Annotated in this window: 15 protein-coding genes, 1 tRNA gene and 1 other RNA gene; 8 read left to right on the top strand and 9 right to left on the bottom strand. The window is 74.4% G+C overall.

All coding sequences use genetic code 11. From position 1 onward, the window contains the following. Nucleotide 1 precedes the first annotated feature (1 nt). From ACSNOB_RS19700 to ACSNOB_RS19690, 3 genes are all read right to left on the bottom strand, one after another. Nucleotides 2–1,666, bottom strand: a complete 1,665-nt coding sequence (locus tag ACSNOB_RS19700; RefSeq protein WP_393111550.1) for an ABC transporter substrate-binding protein — start codon at nucleotides 1,664–1,666, stop codon at nucleotides 2–4. A gap of 311 nt (nucleotides 1,667–1,977) precedes the next feature. Beyond that, nucleotides 1,978–2,571 (bottom strand): recombination mediator RecR, encoded by a 594-nt coding sequence (gene recR / locus ACSNOB_RS19695; protein WP_393111552.1) that lies wholly within the window; start codon nucleotides 2,569–2,571, stop codon nucleotides 1,978–1,980. Nucleotides 2,572–2,578: 7 nt separating this feature from the next. Next, nucleotides 2,579–2,887 (bottom strand): YbaB/EbfC family nucleoid-associated protein, encoded by a 309-nt coding sequence (locus ACSNOB_RS19690; RefSeq protein WP_350683380.1) that lies wholly within the window; start codon nucleotides 2,885–2,887, stop codon nucleotides 2,579–2,581. A 160-nt stretch (nucleotides 2,888–3,047) separates the two neighbouring features. On the opposite strand from ACSNOB_RS19690, the gene ACSNOB_RS19685 reads away from it, so the two are divergent. Continuing rightward, nucleotides 3,048–4,118 carry a DUF2332 domain-containing protein gene (locus ACSNOB_RS19685; protein WP_436687977.1) on the top strand — a complete coding sequence of 357 codons (1,071 nt, stop codon included), beginning with the start codon at nucleotides 3,048–3,050 and terminating at the stop codon, nucleotides 4,116–4,118. A gap of 234 nt (nucleotides 4,119–4,352) precedes the next feature. On the opposite strand, the gene ACSNOB_RS19680 is transcribed toward ACSNOB_RS19685, so the two are convergent. After that, nucleotides 4,353–7,280, bottom strand: a complete 2,928-nt coding sequence (locus tag ACSNOB_RS19680) for a DNA polymerase III subunit gamma and tau (protein WP_436687976.1) — start codon at nucleotides 7,278–7,280, stop codon at nucleotides 4,353–4,355. A 108-nt stretch (nucleotides 7,281–7,388) separates the two neighbouring features. Continuing rightward, nucleotides 7,389–7,479: signal recognition particle sRNA small type (ffs, locus tag ACSNOB_RS19675), an RNA gene on the bottom strand. An 82-nt stretch (nucleotides 7,480–7,561) separates the two neighbouring features. Here ffs and ACSNOB_RS19670 point away from each other — a divergent pair. From ACSNOB_RS19670 to ACSNOB_RS19655, 4 genes are all read left to right on the top strand, one after another. Continuing rightward, nucleotides 7,562–7,646 (top strand) — tRNA-Ser (locus ACSNOB_RS19670). Between the two features lie 263 nt (nucleotides 7,647–7,909). Continuing rightward, on the top strand, nucleotides 7,910–8,446 hold the full coding sequence (locus ACSNOB_RS19665) for a kinase (RefSeq protein ID WP_436687975.1): 537 nt from the start codon (nucleotides 7,910–7,912) through the stop codon (nucleotides 8,444–8,446). A gap of 56 nt (nucleotides 8,447–8,502) precedes the next feature. Further along, nucleotides 8,503–9,342 (top strand): alpha/beta fold hydrolase, encoded by an 840-nt coding sequence (locus ACSNOB_RS19660; RefSeq protein ID WP_436687974.1) that lies wholly within the window; start codon nucleotides 8,503–8,505, stop codon nucleotides 9,340–9,342. 175 nt (nucleotides 9,343–9,517) lie between these two features. Next, nucleotides 9,518–10,309, top strand: a complete 792-nt coding sequence (locus ACSNOB_RS19655; protein ID WP_436687973.1) for a sulfite exporter TauE/SafE family protein — start codon at nucleotides 9,518–9,520, stop codon at nucleotides 10,307–10,309. Between the two features lie 162 nt (nucleotides 10,310–10,471). Here ACSNOB_RS19655 and ACSNOB_RS19650 read toward each other — a convergent pair whose 3' ends face one another. Then, nucleotides 10,472–10,720 (bottom strand): flavin reductase, encoded by a 249-nt coding sequence (locus ACSNOB_RS19650; RefSeq protein WP_436687972.1) that lies wholly within the window; start codon nucleotides 10,718–10,720, stop codon nucleotides 10,472–10,474. Further along, entirely contained in the window at nucleotides 10,717–11,115 is a 399-nt protein-coding gene (locus tag ACSNOB_RS19645; protein ID WP_436687971.1) for a hypothetical protein, read from the bottom strand. The genes ACSNOB_RS19650 and ACSNOB_RS19645 overlap by 4 nt, the downstream gene beginning before the upstream one ends. A gap of 227 nt (nucleotides 11,116–11,342) precedes the next feature. On the opposite strand from ACSNOB_RS19645, the gene ACSNOB_RS19640 reads away from it, so the two are divergent. Continuing rightward, complete coding sequence (locus ACSNOB_RS19640; RefSeq protein ID WP_436687970.1) at nucleotides 11,343–12,110, top strand: helix-turn-helix domain-containing protein; 768 nt, start codon at nucleotides 11,343–11,345, stop codon at nucleotides 12,108–12,110. Then, on the top strand, nucleotides 12,101–12,292 hold the full coding sequence (locus ACSNOB_RS19635; protein ID WP_436687969.1) for a DUF397 domain-containing protein: 192 nt from the start codon (nucleotides 12,101–12,103) through the stop codon (nucleotides 12,290–12,292). The genes ACSNOB_RS19640 and ACSNOB_RS19635 overlap by 10 nt, the downstream gene beginning before the upstream one ends. Nucleotides 12,293–12,349: 57 nt before the next feature. On the opposite strand, the gene ACSNOB_RS19630 is transcribed toward ACSNOB_RS19635, so the two are convergent. Continuing rightward, entirely contained in the window at nucleotides 12,350–12,913 is a 564-nt protein-coding gene (locus ACSNOB_RS19630; protein ID WP_436687968.1) for a YdeI/OmpD-associated family protein, read from the bottom strand. Between the two features lie 4 nt (nucleotides 12,914–12,917). Continuing rightward, a complete protein-coding gene (locus ACSNOB_RS19625) occupies nucleotides 12,918–13,328 on the bottom strand; it encodes a VOC family protein (RefSeq protein WP_393112847.1) in 411 nt (136 codons plus the stop codon). Nucleotides 13,329–13,390: 62 nt separating this feature from the next. Between ACSNOB_RS19625 and ACSNOB_RS19620 the strand changes: the two genes are divergently transcribed. Next, a complete protein-coding gene (locus tag ACSNOB_RS19620; protein ID WP_436687967.1) occupies nucleotides 13,391–14,347 on the top strand; it encodes a helix-turn-helix transcriptional regulator in 957 nt (318 codons plus the stop codon). The last annotated feature ends 7 nt before the right edge of the window (nucleotides 14,348–14,354 follow it).

Genomic DNA, 14,354 nt, shown 5'->3' with positions numbered 1-14,354 from the left:
GTCAGGACTTGAACTCGGCCGTTTCAAGCCGCTCGTCCGTGAGCGGGCTGGCCTTGACCCCGGTCACGTCCTTGCCGAACACGATCGCCGGCGGCGAGTGCGACACCGGGACGCCGGGCAGGAACTCCATGATGGCCTTGTTGAGGGCCTTGTACTTCTCCACCCGGGCCGCCTGGTCGGCGGTGGTGTCGGCGTCCTTGAACTGGTCGAACAGGGCCTTGTTGGTGAAGCCCCACTCGTCCTTCGGGCGGTCGAAGAAGGTGCCGATGAAGTTGTAGGCGTCGCCGTAGTCACCGGTCCAGCCGAGGAAGTGGATGTCGTGCTTGCTGCCGGAGGTGGTGGCGTTGAGGTAGTCCGGGCTCCACTTGAGCGGGATGGCCTGGACGTTGATGCCGACCGCCTTGAGGTCCGCCGAGAGCAGCTCGAAGATGTCCTTCGGGTTCGGCATGTAGGGGCGGGTGACCTCGGTCGGGTAGTGGAACCGCAGGGTCAGGTTCGTCGCGCCGGCCTCGGCCAGCAGCTGCTTGGCCTTCTCCGGGTTGTAGTCGTACTTGGCGACGTCGCCGTTCCAGCCCTCGACCGTGTCCGGCATGAAGTTCTCGGCGACCTTGGCGCCCGGGGGCAGCTTCGAGTCGACCAGCGCCTGCCGGTTCAGGGCGTGCGCGATGGCCTGCCGGACCTTGATGTCGGCGAGCTTCGGGTTGCCCTTCTGGTTGATGGCCAGGTAGAGCACGTTGAACGCCGGGCGGGTCAGGACGTTGAAGCCCTCGCCCTTCAGCGGCTCGACGTCGGCCGGGCCGACCAGGTCGTAGCCCTGGATGTCGCCGGAGCGCAGCGCCTGCTTGCGCGCGTTCTCATCCGAGATGGTCTTGAAGATGAGGGTCTTCAGCTTGGCCTTGCCGCCGGCGTAGTCCTCGTTGCGCTCCAGGGTGAGCGTCTTGTTGGCGACGTCCCAGGACTTGAACTTGAACGGACCGGTGCCGGTCGGGTGCTCCATCGCGTACGCCGGGTACTTGATGTCCTCGGCGGTGCCGCCCACGTTGCTGGCGTCGTACTTCTCCAGCGCGGTCGGGCTGTGGATGGAGAACGACGGCAGCATCAGCGCGGCCGGGATCTTGCTGGAGACCCGGGTGAAGGCCAGGTCCACGGTGGTGGCGTCCTTGACGGTGCAGGACTTGAAGAGGCTCGGCGGCAGCTCCGCGTCCTCGTTCTTGGCGAAGCCGCCCATGACGTCCTGCCAGTACGCCGTCACGTCCGGGCTCTGCATGAGGCCCTTGGCGTTGTACCAGCGGTCGAAGTTCTTGCAGACCGCCTCGGCGTTGAAGTCGGTGCCGTCGTGGAACTTCACGCCGGAACGCAGCTTGAAGGTCCACGTCGTGCCGGCGGCGTCCGGAGTCCAGGACTCGGCCAGACCGGGGGTGATCTTCGTGCCCCCCTCCTCCGGCGTGACCAGCGTTTCGAAGATGCTGCGTGCGACGCGCAGCGACTCACCGTCGCTGGCGAAGCTCGGGTCGAGCACCTTCGGGTCTCCGGCGACGCCGAAGACGAGGGTGTCCTTCTTGCTACCGCCGGAACTGTCACCGCGGTCGCTCTCGGCGCAGCCTGCTACCGCGAGGGCCGCGACCGCGACGGCCGCGATAGCGACCTTCGGCCTGGATGCACGCATGGTGCTTCTCCTTGGGGGTACGGACAACGTGGTGACAGGGGTCACCGATGGCCGTGACCTTAGCCTTCGTTCGGACCGCCGGGAAACCTTCGTCGAAGCGGTTGGTACCGGATCGTGTCTTAACCGGTGCGCCCCGCCCCGGAGGCCGTGCCGGACCGCCATCAAAGGGGCGAAATGTCCGGGTTTACCGATGCAAATTTGTTACATCGATCGACGGGCTGCCTCGTCCACATGTCAGAACCCACAGTGGACGCGCGGACAGGTACGACGATGGCCGGCACCGGGATCCGGCGCCGGCCATCGTCGCCGGGTCAGACGGCCCGGCGGCCCTCGAAGGCCCGGCCGAGGGTGATCTCGTCGGCGTACTCCAGGTCGCCGCCGACCGGCAGGCCGCTCGCCAGCCGGGTCACCGCGATGCCCATCGGCTTGACCATCAACGCCAGGTAGGTGGCGGTGGCCTCGCCCTCGGTGTTCGGGTCGGTGGCCAGGATCAGCTCCCGGACCGCGCCCCCGCCCAGGCGGGTCATCAGCTCGCGGATGCGCAGATTGTCCGGCCCGATCCCCTCCAGCGGGTTGATCGCGCCGCCGAGCACGTGGTAGCGGCCCCGGAACTCACCGGTCCGCTCGATCGCCACCACGTCCTTCGGCTCCTCGACCACGCAGAGCACCTCGTCGGTGCGGCGCGGGTCGCGGCAGATCCGGCACTGGTCGGACTCGGCCACGTTGTAGCAGGTGGTGCAGAACCGCACCAGCTCCTTGACCTTGCGCAGCGCGCCCGCCAGCCGGTTGACGTCGGCGGGATCGGCCGACAGCACGTGGAAGGCGATCCGCTGGGCGCTCTTCGGGCCCACGCCCGGCAGCCGCCCCAACTCGTCGATCAGGTCCTGGATGGCGCCCTCGTACATCTGCCGCTCAGAAACCGGGCAGGCCGAGGCCGCCCATGCCGCCGGTGACCGGACCCATCTTCTTCTCGGTCAGCTCCCGGGCCGCCTCGGCGGCGTTGTGCACGGCCGCGACGACGAGGTCCTCCAGGGTCTCCACGTCCTCCGGGTCGACCGCCTTGGGGTCGATCTTGATCGCCTTGAGCTCCCCGGTGCCGGCGACGGTCGCGGTCACCAGACCACCACCGGCGGTGCCGGTCAGCTCGGCCTCGGCGAGCTCGGCCTGGGCCTTGGCGATCTGCTGCTGCATCTTCTGCGCCTGCTTCAGCATCTGCTGCATGTTCGGCTGTCCACCTGGGCGCACGGATGGCTCCTTCTCGCACTCGTCTGCTCGGCCGCCGCTCAGCCTATCCGCTGGGAGCGGCCCCGCCCCGCCCCGGTGCGTCCCCACCCGGCGGGTCCGGGGGACGATCACGGGGTCGACCGGAGGGAGCGGACGGATGTCCCGGGAACAGGCCGCGGCGGCCATGGAACGGCAGGCGCGGGCCTGCGCCGACATGGACGCCGCCCTCTACGCCAACCTGCTGTCGCGCGCCGCCGACGACGTCCGGGCCGGCGGCCCGTGCGCCACCGTCATCACGGGGTACGAGGACGCCGACGCCGACGCCCTCGTGTCGCTCCGCCTGCTCGGCGGCGTGCACGCGCTGGTGCTGTCCGGCCGGGCGCCGGAGCTGGCCCGGTTCTATCCCAGCGCCGGCGGGGCGTACGGAGCGGCGGACGCCCCCGCCTGCTGGGCCGCGTTCCGGGCGGTCGTCGAGGCCGATCACGACACGCTGCGCGGCTGGCTGCGCCGGCCGCCCCAGACCAACGAGGTCGGCCGGGCGAACCTGCTGCTGGCCGGCCTGCTGCACGCCGTCCACGAGGTGGGCGGGCTGCCGGTGCGCCTCGTCGAGCTGGGCGCGAGCGCCGGGTTGAACCTGCGCGTCGACCGGTTCCGGGTCGAGGCCAGCGGCTTCGCCCGGGGACCGGCCGACTCCCCCGTACGGCTGCCGGACGCCTGGCGGGGCGGGCCGCCCCACTGGCTGCGGGAGGCGGCCGCGGCGTACCCCGAGCTGACCGTGGTGGAGCGGCTCGGCTGTGACGTCACCCCGCTCGACCCGGGTACCCCCGACGGCGCGCTCGCGCTGCGGGCGTACCTCTGGCCGGAGCACACCGCCCGCGCGGCCCGGCTGGCCGGCGCGCTGGAGCTGGCCCGCCGGGTGCCGGCCCGGGTGGTCGCGGTGGGGGCGGCGGAATTCCTGGCCGGGCTCGCCCCGCGCCCCGGCGCGCTGACCGTGGTGTGGCACTCGGTGATGCGGCAGTACGTGCCGGCCGCGGAATGGGTGCGGGTCGCCGCCGAGCTGGCGCGGCTGGCCGCCGAGGGCGGCACCGGCGCGCCGGTCGCGCACCTGTTCTTCGAGCCGCACCCGGTCGGCGGGCCCCGCTTCCAGCTCCGCGCCCGGGTCGGCGCCGGGCCGGAGCGGCTGCTCGCCGAGGCGCACCCGCACGGCCTGCCCGCCTGGACGGCCTGACAAGCTCCCTCCGGCGACGTGCACCGGCGTGCCCGGCGGCGGAGGGCGCGGCCGGCGGCGGAGAGCGCGGCCGGCAGCGGAGGGCGTGGCCGGCGGCGGAGGGCGCGGCCGGCGGCGGAGGGCGTGGCCGGCGGCGGAGATCTTGGTACGAGAAGGCCCCCGGAGGGGCCGTTTCCTGCCAAGATCTCGTTCCGGTCGCCAGCCCGGGCGGTGGCACCGTGTCCGGTCGCCGCCCTACCGGGCGTCCACCTCGTCGATCTTCTCGGCGCCGAACGCCTCGCGGAGCAGCCGTACCGCCTGCTCCTCGCTGGACTCCCGCGCGGTCCGCTCGTCGAGCACCTCGTCCAGCGGCTCGTCGCCCGGGTCGAAGCCCTCGTAGGCCGGGGCCGCCGGTTGGGCGCCGCCGGGGCGTCCCCCGCCGCCGCGCACGGGCCCGTCGAACTCCGGGTCGTACGGCGGCTCGCCCGCCCAGTCGGCGTCCGCCGTCTTCCGGGCCGCCTGCGCGGGACGCGGACCGCGTCCCGCCGCGGCCGCCCGCGCCGCCGCGATCGCGCTGCTCACCGGGGGCCCGGCGGGCGCGGCCTGCTGCGGCGCCGCCGAGGGACCGGCCGGCTTCGGCACGGCCGGCGCGGCGACCGCCGACGCGCCGCCCACGGGTGCGGTGGTCGTCGGGGTGCCGCCCGACGCGCCGCCGGGCCGGGCCGGCTCCGGCCAGTCGTCCACGCCCCCGCCGGCCGCGCCACCCGGGCGGGCCGCTTCGGGCCAGTCCTCGCCCCCGCCGGCCGCGCCGCCGGGCCGGGCCGCTTCGGGCCAGTCCTCGCCCCCGCCGGCCGCGCCGCCGGGCCGGGCCGGTTCGGGCCAGTCCTCGGCCGCCTCGGCGGCGGCAGCACCGCCGGCCCGCGCCTCACCCGGGGACGTGCGGGTCGCCGCGCCGCCACGGAATCCACCGGCCGCGCCACCCGCACCGCCGGACCCGCCGGCCGGTCCGCCCGACATGCCGACCGGTCCGCCCGACATGCCGGCCGCGCCGCTCGGGCCGCCGGGACCGCCGCTCGGGCCGCCCGACGTGCCGGCCGCGCCGCCCGGACCGCCGGACCCGCCGCCACCACCGGACGGACCACCGGACACGCCGCCACCGGACGGACCACCGGACACGCCGCCACCGGGCGAACCACCGGACATGCCGCGACCGGGCATGCCGCCGGCGCCGGACATGGCGGCACCGGACGGGCCGCCGCTGGAGCCGGCGCCACTCGGGCCGGTCGGGGCCTGGTGGGCGGGGCCGGCCGGCGGGGAGGCCGGACGGGCCGGGGCGGCGGCGGACCGGGACGGGCCGCCGAGCGACACGCCGCCCCGCTCACCGGCCACCTCGCAGCGGATCTGCCAGCGCCCGCCCAACTCCTCGTAGAGCGCGTCGGTGAGCACCTGGGCGTGGTCGGACATCATCTTGGCCAGCACCGACGACTTCACCGTCACCACGAGCGTGTCGCCGTCGAGGTCGCGCACCACCGCGTCGCGCATCAGCGCCGCGATCCGCTTGTTGGTGCGGTTGACCTTGCCGACCACCTCGGGCCACACCCGGCGCACCGCGACGGCGTCCAGCGCGCCGGACGCCTGCGCGCCGGGGCGGGGCGGCTCGGGGGTCGCCGGGTCGGGCATCACCGCCGACGGCGGCACCACCCGGCGGGGGGCGCCGGCAGCCTGGTCGACACCGGCAGTCGCGGTGCCGGACGGGACCGGCGCGGCCGGGGACACCGAGGTGGGCGAAGCCGGACCGCCCGGGACGGCACCCGACGGTCCCGCCGGAGCACCCGCGCCGACGCCACGCGGCACAGCATCGGTCGGCACCGGGGCACCCGCGCCGTTCGTACCGGGCGCGGCGGCTTCGGCCGGGCCGGCCGGCCCGCTCGGGGCGGGCGCGGGGACGGGCTCGGGGCGTACCGCGGGGGCGGCGGCGACCGGCGCGGGACCGGCGGCGGCCGGCGGCGCGTCGGTGCCGGCGAGGGTGAGCCGGCGCTCCATGCGTTCCAGGCGCTGGAGCAGGCCGCCGGTGGTGTCGTCGGCGCCGGGCAGCAGCATCCGGGCGCAGATCAGCTCCAGCAGCAGCCGGGGCGCGGTGGTGCCGCGCATGTCCACCAGGCCGTTGTGCACGATGTCGGCGCAGCGGGACAGGGTGCCCGGGCCGAGCCGCTGGGCCTGGGCGGCCATCCGCTCGATCTGGTCGGCCGGGCCGTCGATCAGGCCCTTGGCGGCGGCGTCCGGCACCTGCTGGAGCACGATCAGGTCGCGCAGCCGCTCCAGCAGGTCGGAGGCGAACCGGCGCGGATCGTGCCCGGCCTCCGCCACCCGGTCGACGGTCGCGTACGCGGCCGCCCCGTCCCCGGCGGCCAGCGCGTCGCACATCTCGTCGATCAGGGCGGCGTCGGTGACGCCGAGCAGGGCGGCGGCCCGGGAGTAGGTGACCCCCTCCGGCCCGGCCCCGGCGATGAGCTGGTCGAGCACGGAGAGGCTGTCCCGGGCGCTGCCGCCGCCGGCGCGCACCACCAGCGGGAAGACCGCCGGCTCGACGGAGACCCCCTCGGCCTCGCAGAGCTGCTCCAGGTAGGGCCGGAGCACCTTCGGCGGGATCAGCCGGAACGGGTAGTGGTGGGTCCGCGACTTGATCGTGCCGAGGACCTTCTCCGGCTCGGTGGTCGCGAAGATGAACTTGACGTAATCCGGCGGCTCCTCGACCAGCTTGAGCAGGGCGTTGAAGCCGGCCGACGAGACCATGTGCGCCTCGTCGATGACATAGATCTTGAAGCGGCTCTTGGCCGGCGCGAAGAACGCCTTCTCGCGCAGCTCGCGGGCGTCGTCGACGCCGCCGTGGCTGGCCGCGTCGATCTCGATGACGTCGATCGAGCCCGCGCCGTCGGTGGCCAGCGAGCGGCAGGAGTCGCACTGCCCGCACGGCTCGGGGGTGGGACCCTGCTCACAGTTGAGCGAGCGGGCCAGGATGCGGGCGCTTGAGGTCTTGCCGCAGCCGCGCGGGCCGGAGAAGAGGTAGGCGTGGTTGAGCCGCCCGCTGCGCAGCGCCTGCGACAGCGGCTCGGTGACGTGCTCCTGCCCGATGACCTCGGCGAAGGTGCGTGGCCGGTACTTGCGGTAGAGCGCCAGTGCCACTCGTCCCGCCTCCTCTCGACCGAGCCATTCTGCGCCGGTCAGCCGCGGGTGACCACCCACCCCGCCGGTGACCTGACCCGCAGGGACGTTACCGGCGCCCGGAGACAGAAAGGCCCCCCGTGCACCCGTCAGAGCCCGCTTATCCTTGCTGCCTTCCGGCCCTGGGGAGGTTCACGAGATGCACGCCGCACGGGGGGTGCCGCCAAGCCTACCCGACCAGCGGTCGATCTTCAGGGGGTGGTGGGGTGGCCGACCCGTCGGGGACCTGTATCCTCGTCTGCGGAGGATTCGCCTAGAGGCCTAGGGCGCACGCTTGGAAAGCGTGTTGGGTTCACACCCTCACGAGTTCGAATCTCGTATCCTCCGCTCTCTTGAGCAGGAAGAACGGAAGGGTCGGCCCCCACGGGGACCGGCCCTTCGTCGTACGGCGGCCCGGTTGTCCGCTCGTGCCGCCGGCGGGGAGCAACACCCGTGACCGCGGGGCTTACGCTCCTCCGGGCAAGCGACGACTCCGGCAACTCGGCCTCCCGGCTGGGTGCCGCGTGGCGAGAGGACGGCAGTCTGTCATCCCCTCAGTCCAGGCTCACCCGGCCGGACTCCCCTCATCCGCGTCTTCCGGGAGCGTCGGCGTGAACCCGGGCATCATCCTCTACGGCCCACCGGCCGTCGGGAAGGACACCATCACCCGGTGCCTGGAGGCGCTGCACGAGCGGTACGCCCTGTTTCCCCGCCTCAAGGCCGGACGGGGGCGGACGAACGGCTACCGGGCGACCACCCCGGCCGAGATCGAAGAGCTGCGCCGGCGGGGCGACATCCTATGGGAGGACCAGCGGCAGGGCGCCACCTACGCCATCGACCGGTCCCGGCTCACGGCGAGGCTGGCCGAGCACGTTCCCGTGGTCCACCTCGGCCAGGTCGGGGGCATCGACGCCGTCACCGGCGCCATCCCCGGCACCCGCTGGGTCGTCGTCTTCGTGTGGTGCCCCCGGGAGATGGTCGAGGTGCGGCTGAGAAACCGCGGCATCGAGGACCCGGCCGAAGCGCTGCGGGCGTGGGACGCCGCCCCGCTCATCTCGGACAGGGCGGATCTGACCATCAACACCCTCTTGTACGACCCGGAGGACGCGGCCCGACAGATCCACGAGTACGTGACCGCGATCGGCTAGGAACGGCGGCTGGCGGCCCCTGGTTCCGGCGAAACCCAGGTGAGAGGGTCTATGCCATGCCCTCCTTTTCCGCGCCCGACGGAACCCGGCTCTCCTACCGCACGGCCGGAGACGGCGACCCGCTCGTCTGCCTGCCGGGAGGCCCCATGCAGGACTCCGTCTACCTGGGCGACCTCGGCGGCCTGTCCCGGCGCCGCCGGCTCGTCGTCCTCGACCTGCGCGGCACGGGACGGTCGGCGATCCCCGAGGACCCCTCCTCGTACCGCTGCGACCGCCTGGTCGACGACGTCGAGGCCCTGCGCGAACACCTCGGGCTCGACCGGGTGGACCTGCTCGGCCACTCCGCCGGCGCGAACCTCGCGACGCTGTACGCGGTCCGACACCCGCGGCGCGTCGGCAAGCTGGCCCTGATCACGCCCAGTACCTTCGCCGTCGGCATCGCGGTCACCGGGGAGACGCGACGCGAGACGGCACGGCTGCGGCAGGACGAGCCGTGGTTTCCGGCGGCATTCGCGGCGCTGGAGGCGATCACCAACAACCGGGCCGGCGACGCCGACTGGGCGGCCATCGCCCCCTTCCGCCACGGCCGGTGGGACGCCGCCGCCAAGGACCGGCACGCGGCCCAGGGGTCGCAGACGAACCAGGAAGCCGCCGGCATCTTCGCCGCCGAGGGCGCCTTCTCCCCGCAGACGATCCGCGCGGCCCTGGCCACCCACCAGAACTCCGTCCTGCTGCTGGCCGGGGAGTTCGACGTCAACAGCCCGCCCCGTTCCGTGATCGAGTTCGCCGGTCTCTTTCCGCACGCCTCGCTCGCCGTGCAGCCGGGCGCGGGCCACTTTCCGTGGCACGACGACGCCGACCTGTTCGTGGAAACCGTCACGGCATTCCTGAACTGACGGGTGGGGCCCGGCCGGCGCGTGGGATGGCTGGCGCTCGGCCGAGGTGATCTCTGACGCACGTCGGTCGACCGGCGGGACGCGGACCCTACGCTGGCACCCGCATTCGACAGCGAGGTAACCGGGCGGCGGCGACCTGAGGGCGACGACCGGCCCGGGGAAAGCGCGGACACAAATGAACACGATGCTGAACGCCGCGGAAGGGCTGGCCGTACTGGCCGCCGGGGTCGCGGCCGGCGCCATCAACGCGGTGGTGGGCTCGGGCACGCTGGTGACCTTCCCGGTCCTGCTCTCCCTGGGCTATCCGCCGGTGGTGGCGAACGTGTCGAACACGGTCGGGCTGGTGCCGGGGTCGTTCTCCGGGGCGTACGCCTATCGGCACGATCTGGCCGGTCACGGTGGGCTGCTGGCGCGGCTGGGCGTCGCCGGCGTACTCGGTGGGCTGACGGGCGGCGTACTGCTGCTGCGGCTGCCGCCGGGGGCGTTCCGGGCGATCGTGCCGGCGCTGATCATCGTGGCGCTGGTGCTGGTGGTGGCGCAGCCGCGACTGGCCCGGGCCCTGGCCCGCCGCCGGCAGGATGCGGGTGAAGCCCCGCCGGCCGGCGGGGAGGTCCGGCGCGTCGGGCCGCTCCTGCTCCTCGGCGTGTTCGCTACCGGGGTGTACGGCGGCTACTTCGGCGCCGCCCAGGGTGTGCTGCTGCTGGGGCTGCTCGGGGTGCTGCTCTCCACCGACCTGCGCTGGGTCAACGGGGTCAAGAACGTGCTCGCCGGGCTGGTGAACGGGGTCGCGGCGGTGTTGTTCGTCGCCCTCGGCACGGTGGCGTGGCAGCCGGCCCTGCTGATCGCCGCGGGTTCCGTGGTGGGTGGGCTGGTCGGCGGCCGCTGGGGACGCCGGCTGCCGCCGGTGGCGTTGCGCGCCGCGATCGTGGTCGTCGGGCTCGCCGCCCTGGTCAACCTGCTGGCCTGAGCCGCGCGCCGCACGCACGGCCGGCCGGCCGCGCGCCGCACGCACGGGCTGGTCAGCCCCGCGCGCCGCGCGCACGGATTGTCAGCCCCGCGCCGCACGCACGGGTTGGTCAACCCCGCGCCGCACGCACGGGTTGGTCAACCTCGCGCCGCACGCGGTTGGTCAGCCGCGCGCGCGGGCCCAGGTGATGAAGCGGTCGGCCAGGCCGGCGGGGTCGACGCCGGGGTCGAGCCGGGCGAGTTGCTCGGCGGCCTCGGCCTGGAGGGTCGCCAGGTAGACGGTCAGCGCTGCCCGGTCGTGGCGGTACTCGCCGAGCAGCCGCAGCTTCGCCGCCGAGCAGGGCCAGGCGATGCCACACGCCCGGCAGCGCCAGGTCGGCCGGGTCGGGACGTGCTCGCGGCGTCGACTCACGGCCGGGCCACCGCCGCTCCGGCGGACCCCGCACCGCCGGCGACCGGCCCGGCCGGCTCGGCGACGTCCGACCCCGCCGGGTCGAGGCCGGCGGAGAGCACCCTGGCCCGGTCGACGCGGACGAAGGCGAAGCGCGCGCGGGAGCGCAGGGCGCCGTCCGGGGTGACCTCGTGGCCGCGTACCTCGGCCCAGACCCGTCCCTCGAACGGGCCGACGCTCAGCACCTCGGTGATCCGGAGGGTCAGCGGCCCCTCGCCGAAGCGGTACGCGTCATCCGGCACGCGGATGGTCGCGCCCACGGTCAGGGGCGTCCGCGGCTCGCGGCGGGGCGTGGTCGGGGTCGGTTGGCGCTGGCCGGCTACGGGGTCGGGGCCGGGCGGGCGGCGGGTCGGCACGGGCGGGACCTCCTCCGGGAGCGCGACGAGGTGCGCGACGAGCGGGCTGGAGGGGGCCGCCCCGCCCTCCCCGCCGGGGCGGCCCCACGACTGGCGCGACCGCCGGGCTCCCTCGCCTCCACCGGCCACGCCGCCTTCGTCACCCCAACTTGCCGGTAGTGAGCAGACAGGTACACCGCGTGCATATATGGTCGCCAGATATTTGGGACATCCGATGGGAGGAGCCCGTGAACGACGCGCTGCGGGTCGCGCTCAGCGACACCGGGCACACGACCGAATCCCTCGCCGAGAAGGTCGGCGTCGACCCGAAGACGGTCGGGCGCTGGCTGACCGAGGACCGCATCCCGCATCCCCGGCATCGGCTGGCGGCGGCGGAGGCCCTCCACCGGGACGTGTCGGACATCTGGCCGGACACTTCGAGACGTCGTGACCCGATCTGGTTCCGTCCGTGGCAGGAGATCGAGCGCGAGGCGGTGTCGCTGCGGTCGTACGAGTCGGTGGTGTTGCCCGGGTTGCTCCAGACCGAGGCGTACGCCCGTGCCGTGCTGACCGGCGGCGGCCTGTTCCCCCGGGGCGACGTGGAGCGGCACCTGGCGGCCCGGCTCGCCCGCCAGGGCATCCTCCGGCAGGACGAGCCGCCGCAGTTCACGGCCGTCGTCGACGAGGCGGTGCTGCGCCGGCCGGTCGGCGGGCCGGCCACCATGCGCGAGCAGCTCCGGGCCCTCGTCACCGCCTGCGCGGAGCCGCACATCCGGGTGCACGTCGTGCCGTCGTCGGTCGGGGCCTACGCGGGGCTGAACGGGCCGTTCGTCATCGCCAACAGCCACGACCACCGGATCGCCGGCTATCTCGACAACCAACTCCAGGGACAAGTGGTTAGCGACCCCGCCGACATCGCCGCCATGATGGCTGCGTGGGAGAACGTGCGCGGCGAGGCGCTGACCCACTGGCAGTCTGTCGATCTCATCACGGAAGTGGCGGAGACATGGAGCTGAACGGCGCGCGGTGGCGCAAGAGCAGCCGCAGCAGCGGCAACGGCGGCAACTGCGTCGAGGTGGCGGACAACCTGCCCGGCGTCGTCGCCGTGCGGGACTCGAAGGACCCGGCCGGCCCGGCGCTCGCCTTCACCCCCACGGCGTGGCACGCCTTCGTCGCCGGGGTCGCCCGGCGCCCCTGAGCGGGCGGCCCCCCGCGCGGGCGGCCCCGAGCGGACGGACCTCCGAGCGGGCGGGGCCTACCCGTCGAGGGCGGTCGCGGCCTCCAGGGTCGCCGTCGCCCGCCGCAGCGCGCCGGCCCGCCCCGCCGCCGTGCGCGCCTTGAGCAGCGGCAGGAAGACGGCGTACCGGGCGCTGCGGCTCAGCGCCTCGTACGCGGCGCGGGCGCGGTCGTTGCCCGCCAGGGCCGCGGCCAGGTCGTCGGGCACGGCGGCGTCGCGCTGCGGCGCGTACGCCGCCGCCCAGCGGCCGTCGGCCTTCGCGGCCGCGACCTGGGCGCGGCCGGCGGGGCGCATCCGCCCGGCCGCCTCCAGCGCGGCGACGCGCTCCACATTGACCTGCGACCACGGGCTGCCCGGCCGGCGCGGGGAGAAGCGCTGGAGGAAGCGCGTCGCGTCGAGGCGGCGGCGGTGGCTGTCGATCCAGCCGTGGCAGATGGCCACGTCACCGGCCTGCGCCGTCATCCCCGCCGTGCCCTTCTTGGCGATCGTCAGCCAGACGGCGGAGCGGCCCCCGCCGTGCTCGGCGAGCCACCGGTCCCACTCGTCGATGTCCGCGAAGCAGATGGTCTCGACGTCGTCCACGGGCTCAGCCTCTCCCGGAGACGATCTCGACGTAGTGCGGGTTGTACATGACGCCCAGCAGGTTGCCGAACGGGTCGACCACCGTGGCGGTCACGAAGCCGCTGCCCCGATCCTGCGGCCGCTCGTGCTCGGTGGCGCCCATGGCGAGCAGCCGCGCGAACATGCCGTGCACGTCGTCGACGTGCCAGTACAGGACGACGCCGCCCGGCCCGGACGCCGTGCCCGGCGGCCGGTATCGGCTGTCGATCAGCCCCAGCTCGTCCCGGTCGTCGCCGAGCCGCCATTCCGCGTAGCCGTCGCGCAGGAAGTACGGCTCGAAGCCGATCAGGTCCGTGTACCAGTCCTTGGCGGCCTGCCAGTCCGCGGCCCAGTAGCTGACGTTCGCCATGCCGCGCAGTTTCGGTGTCTCGGTCATGACCCCACGCTAGGAGGGGTTGAGGAACATCAGGTTCCTCAACCTCCGGCAGAATCCGAGGAATGCTGGAAACCTCGGTACGCCTCCTGCGGTTGCTCGCCCTCCTGCAACAGCGGCGCGAGTGGTCCGGCGCCGACCTCGCGGCGCGGCTGGAGGTCACCGCCCGGACCATCCGCAACGACGTCGACCGGCTCCGCCGCCTCGGCTACCAGATCGACTCGGCCACCGGCCCGACCGGGGGCTACCGCCTGGGCGCCGGCACCGCGCTGCCGCCGCTGCTGCTCGACGACGACGAGGCGGTGGCGGTCGCGGTGGGGCTGCGGGCGGCCGCGGCGGGCACGGTCACCGGCATCGAGGACGTGTCGCTGCGGGCGCTGACCAAGCTGGAGCGGACGTTGCCGAAGCGGTTGCGGCCGCGCGTCGACGCCCTGCGCGCCGCGACGGTCTCGGCGGCCGGCGGCGGCCCCACCGTCGACGCCGACACGCTGACCACCGTCGCGGCGGCCGCGCACGGGCACGAACGGCTGCGGTTCGAGTACGCCGGCCACGACAGGCGCACCAGCGTGCGCGACGTGGAGCCGCACACGCTCGTCTACACCGGTCGCCGCTGGTACCTGCTGGCCTGGGACACCGACCGGCGGGACTGGCGCACCTTCCGCGCGGACCGGCTGCGGCCGCTGCCGCCGACCGGGCCACGGTTCGTGCCGCGCGAGCCGCCCGGCGGCGACGCCGCGGCGCACGTGCTGCGCGGGGTGCGGTCGCTGGTCTGGCCGTACCGGGCGCGCATCCGCTTCCAGGCGCCCGCCTCGGTGGTGGCCGAGCGCAGCACCATCACCTCGGGTGAGGTGATCCCGCTCGACGACGCGACGTGCGAACTGGTCACCGGCACCGACTCGCTGCACGACCTGGCCACCTACCTGAGCAAGTTCGACGTCCCGTTCACGGTCCTGGAGCCGCCGGAACTCCGCGACTTCCTCCGCACCCTCGCCACCCGCTACCTCGCCGCCCTCCCCACCTAACCCACCC

The sequence above is a fragment of the Micromonospora sp. URMC 106 genome, from assembly GCF_051386395.1.
GTDB lineage: Bacteria > Actinomycetota > Actinomycetes > Mycobacteriales > Micromonosporaceae > Micromonospora.
This window is presented reverse-complemented; position numbering and strand designations above follow the sequence as displayed.

What these genes read in the sequence shown, in the direction of transcription:
- ACSNOB_RS19700 (WP_393111550.1), bottom strand. Translation starts at nt 1,666, where the DNA reads ATGCGTGCATCCAGGCCGAAGGTCGCTATCGCGGCCGTCGCGGTCGCG.
- recR (WP_393111552.1), bottom strand. Translation starts at nt 2,571, where the DNA reads ATGTACGAGGGCGCCATCCAGGACCTGATCGACGAGTTGGGGCGGCTG.
- ACSNOB_RS19690 (WP_350683380.1), bottom strand. Translation starts at nt 2,887, where the DNA reads ATGCAGCAGATGCTGAAGCAGGCGCAGAAGATGCAGCAGCAGATCGCC.
- ACSNOB_RS19685 (WP_436687977.1), top strand. Translation starts at nt 3,048, where the DNA reads ATGTCCCGGGAACAGGCCGCGGCGGCCATGGAACGGCAGGCGCGGGCC.
- ACSNOB_RS19660 (WP_436687974.1), top strand. Translation starts at nt 8,503, where the DNA reads ATGCCCTCCTTTTCCGCGCCCGACGGAACCCGGCTCTCCTACCGCACG.
- ACSNOB_RS19655 (WP_436687973.1), top strand. Translation starts at nt 9,518, where the DNA reads ATGAACACGATGCTGAACGCCGCGGAAGGGCTGGCCGTACTGGCCGCC.
- ACSNOB_RS19635 (WP_436687969.1), top strand. Translation starts at nt 12,101, where the DNA reads ATGGAGCTGAACGGCGCGCGGTGGCGCAAGAGCAGCCGCAGCAGCGGC.
- ACSNOB_RS19625 (WP_393112847.1), bottom strand. Translation starts at nt 13,328, where the DNA reads ATGACCGAGACACCGAAACTGCGCGGCATGGCGAACGTCAGCTACTGG.
- ACSNOB_RS19620 (WP_436687967.1), top strand. Translation starts at nt 13,391, where the DNA reads ATGCTGGAAACCTCGGTACGCCTCCTGCGGTTGCTCGCCCTCCTGCAA.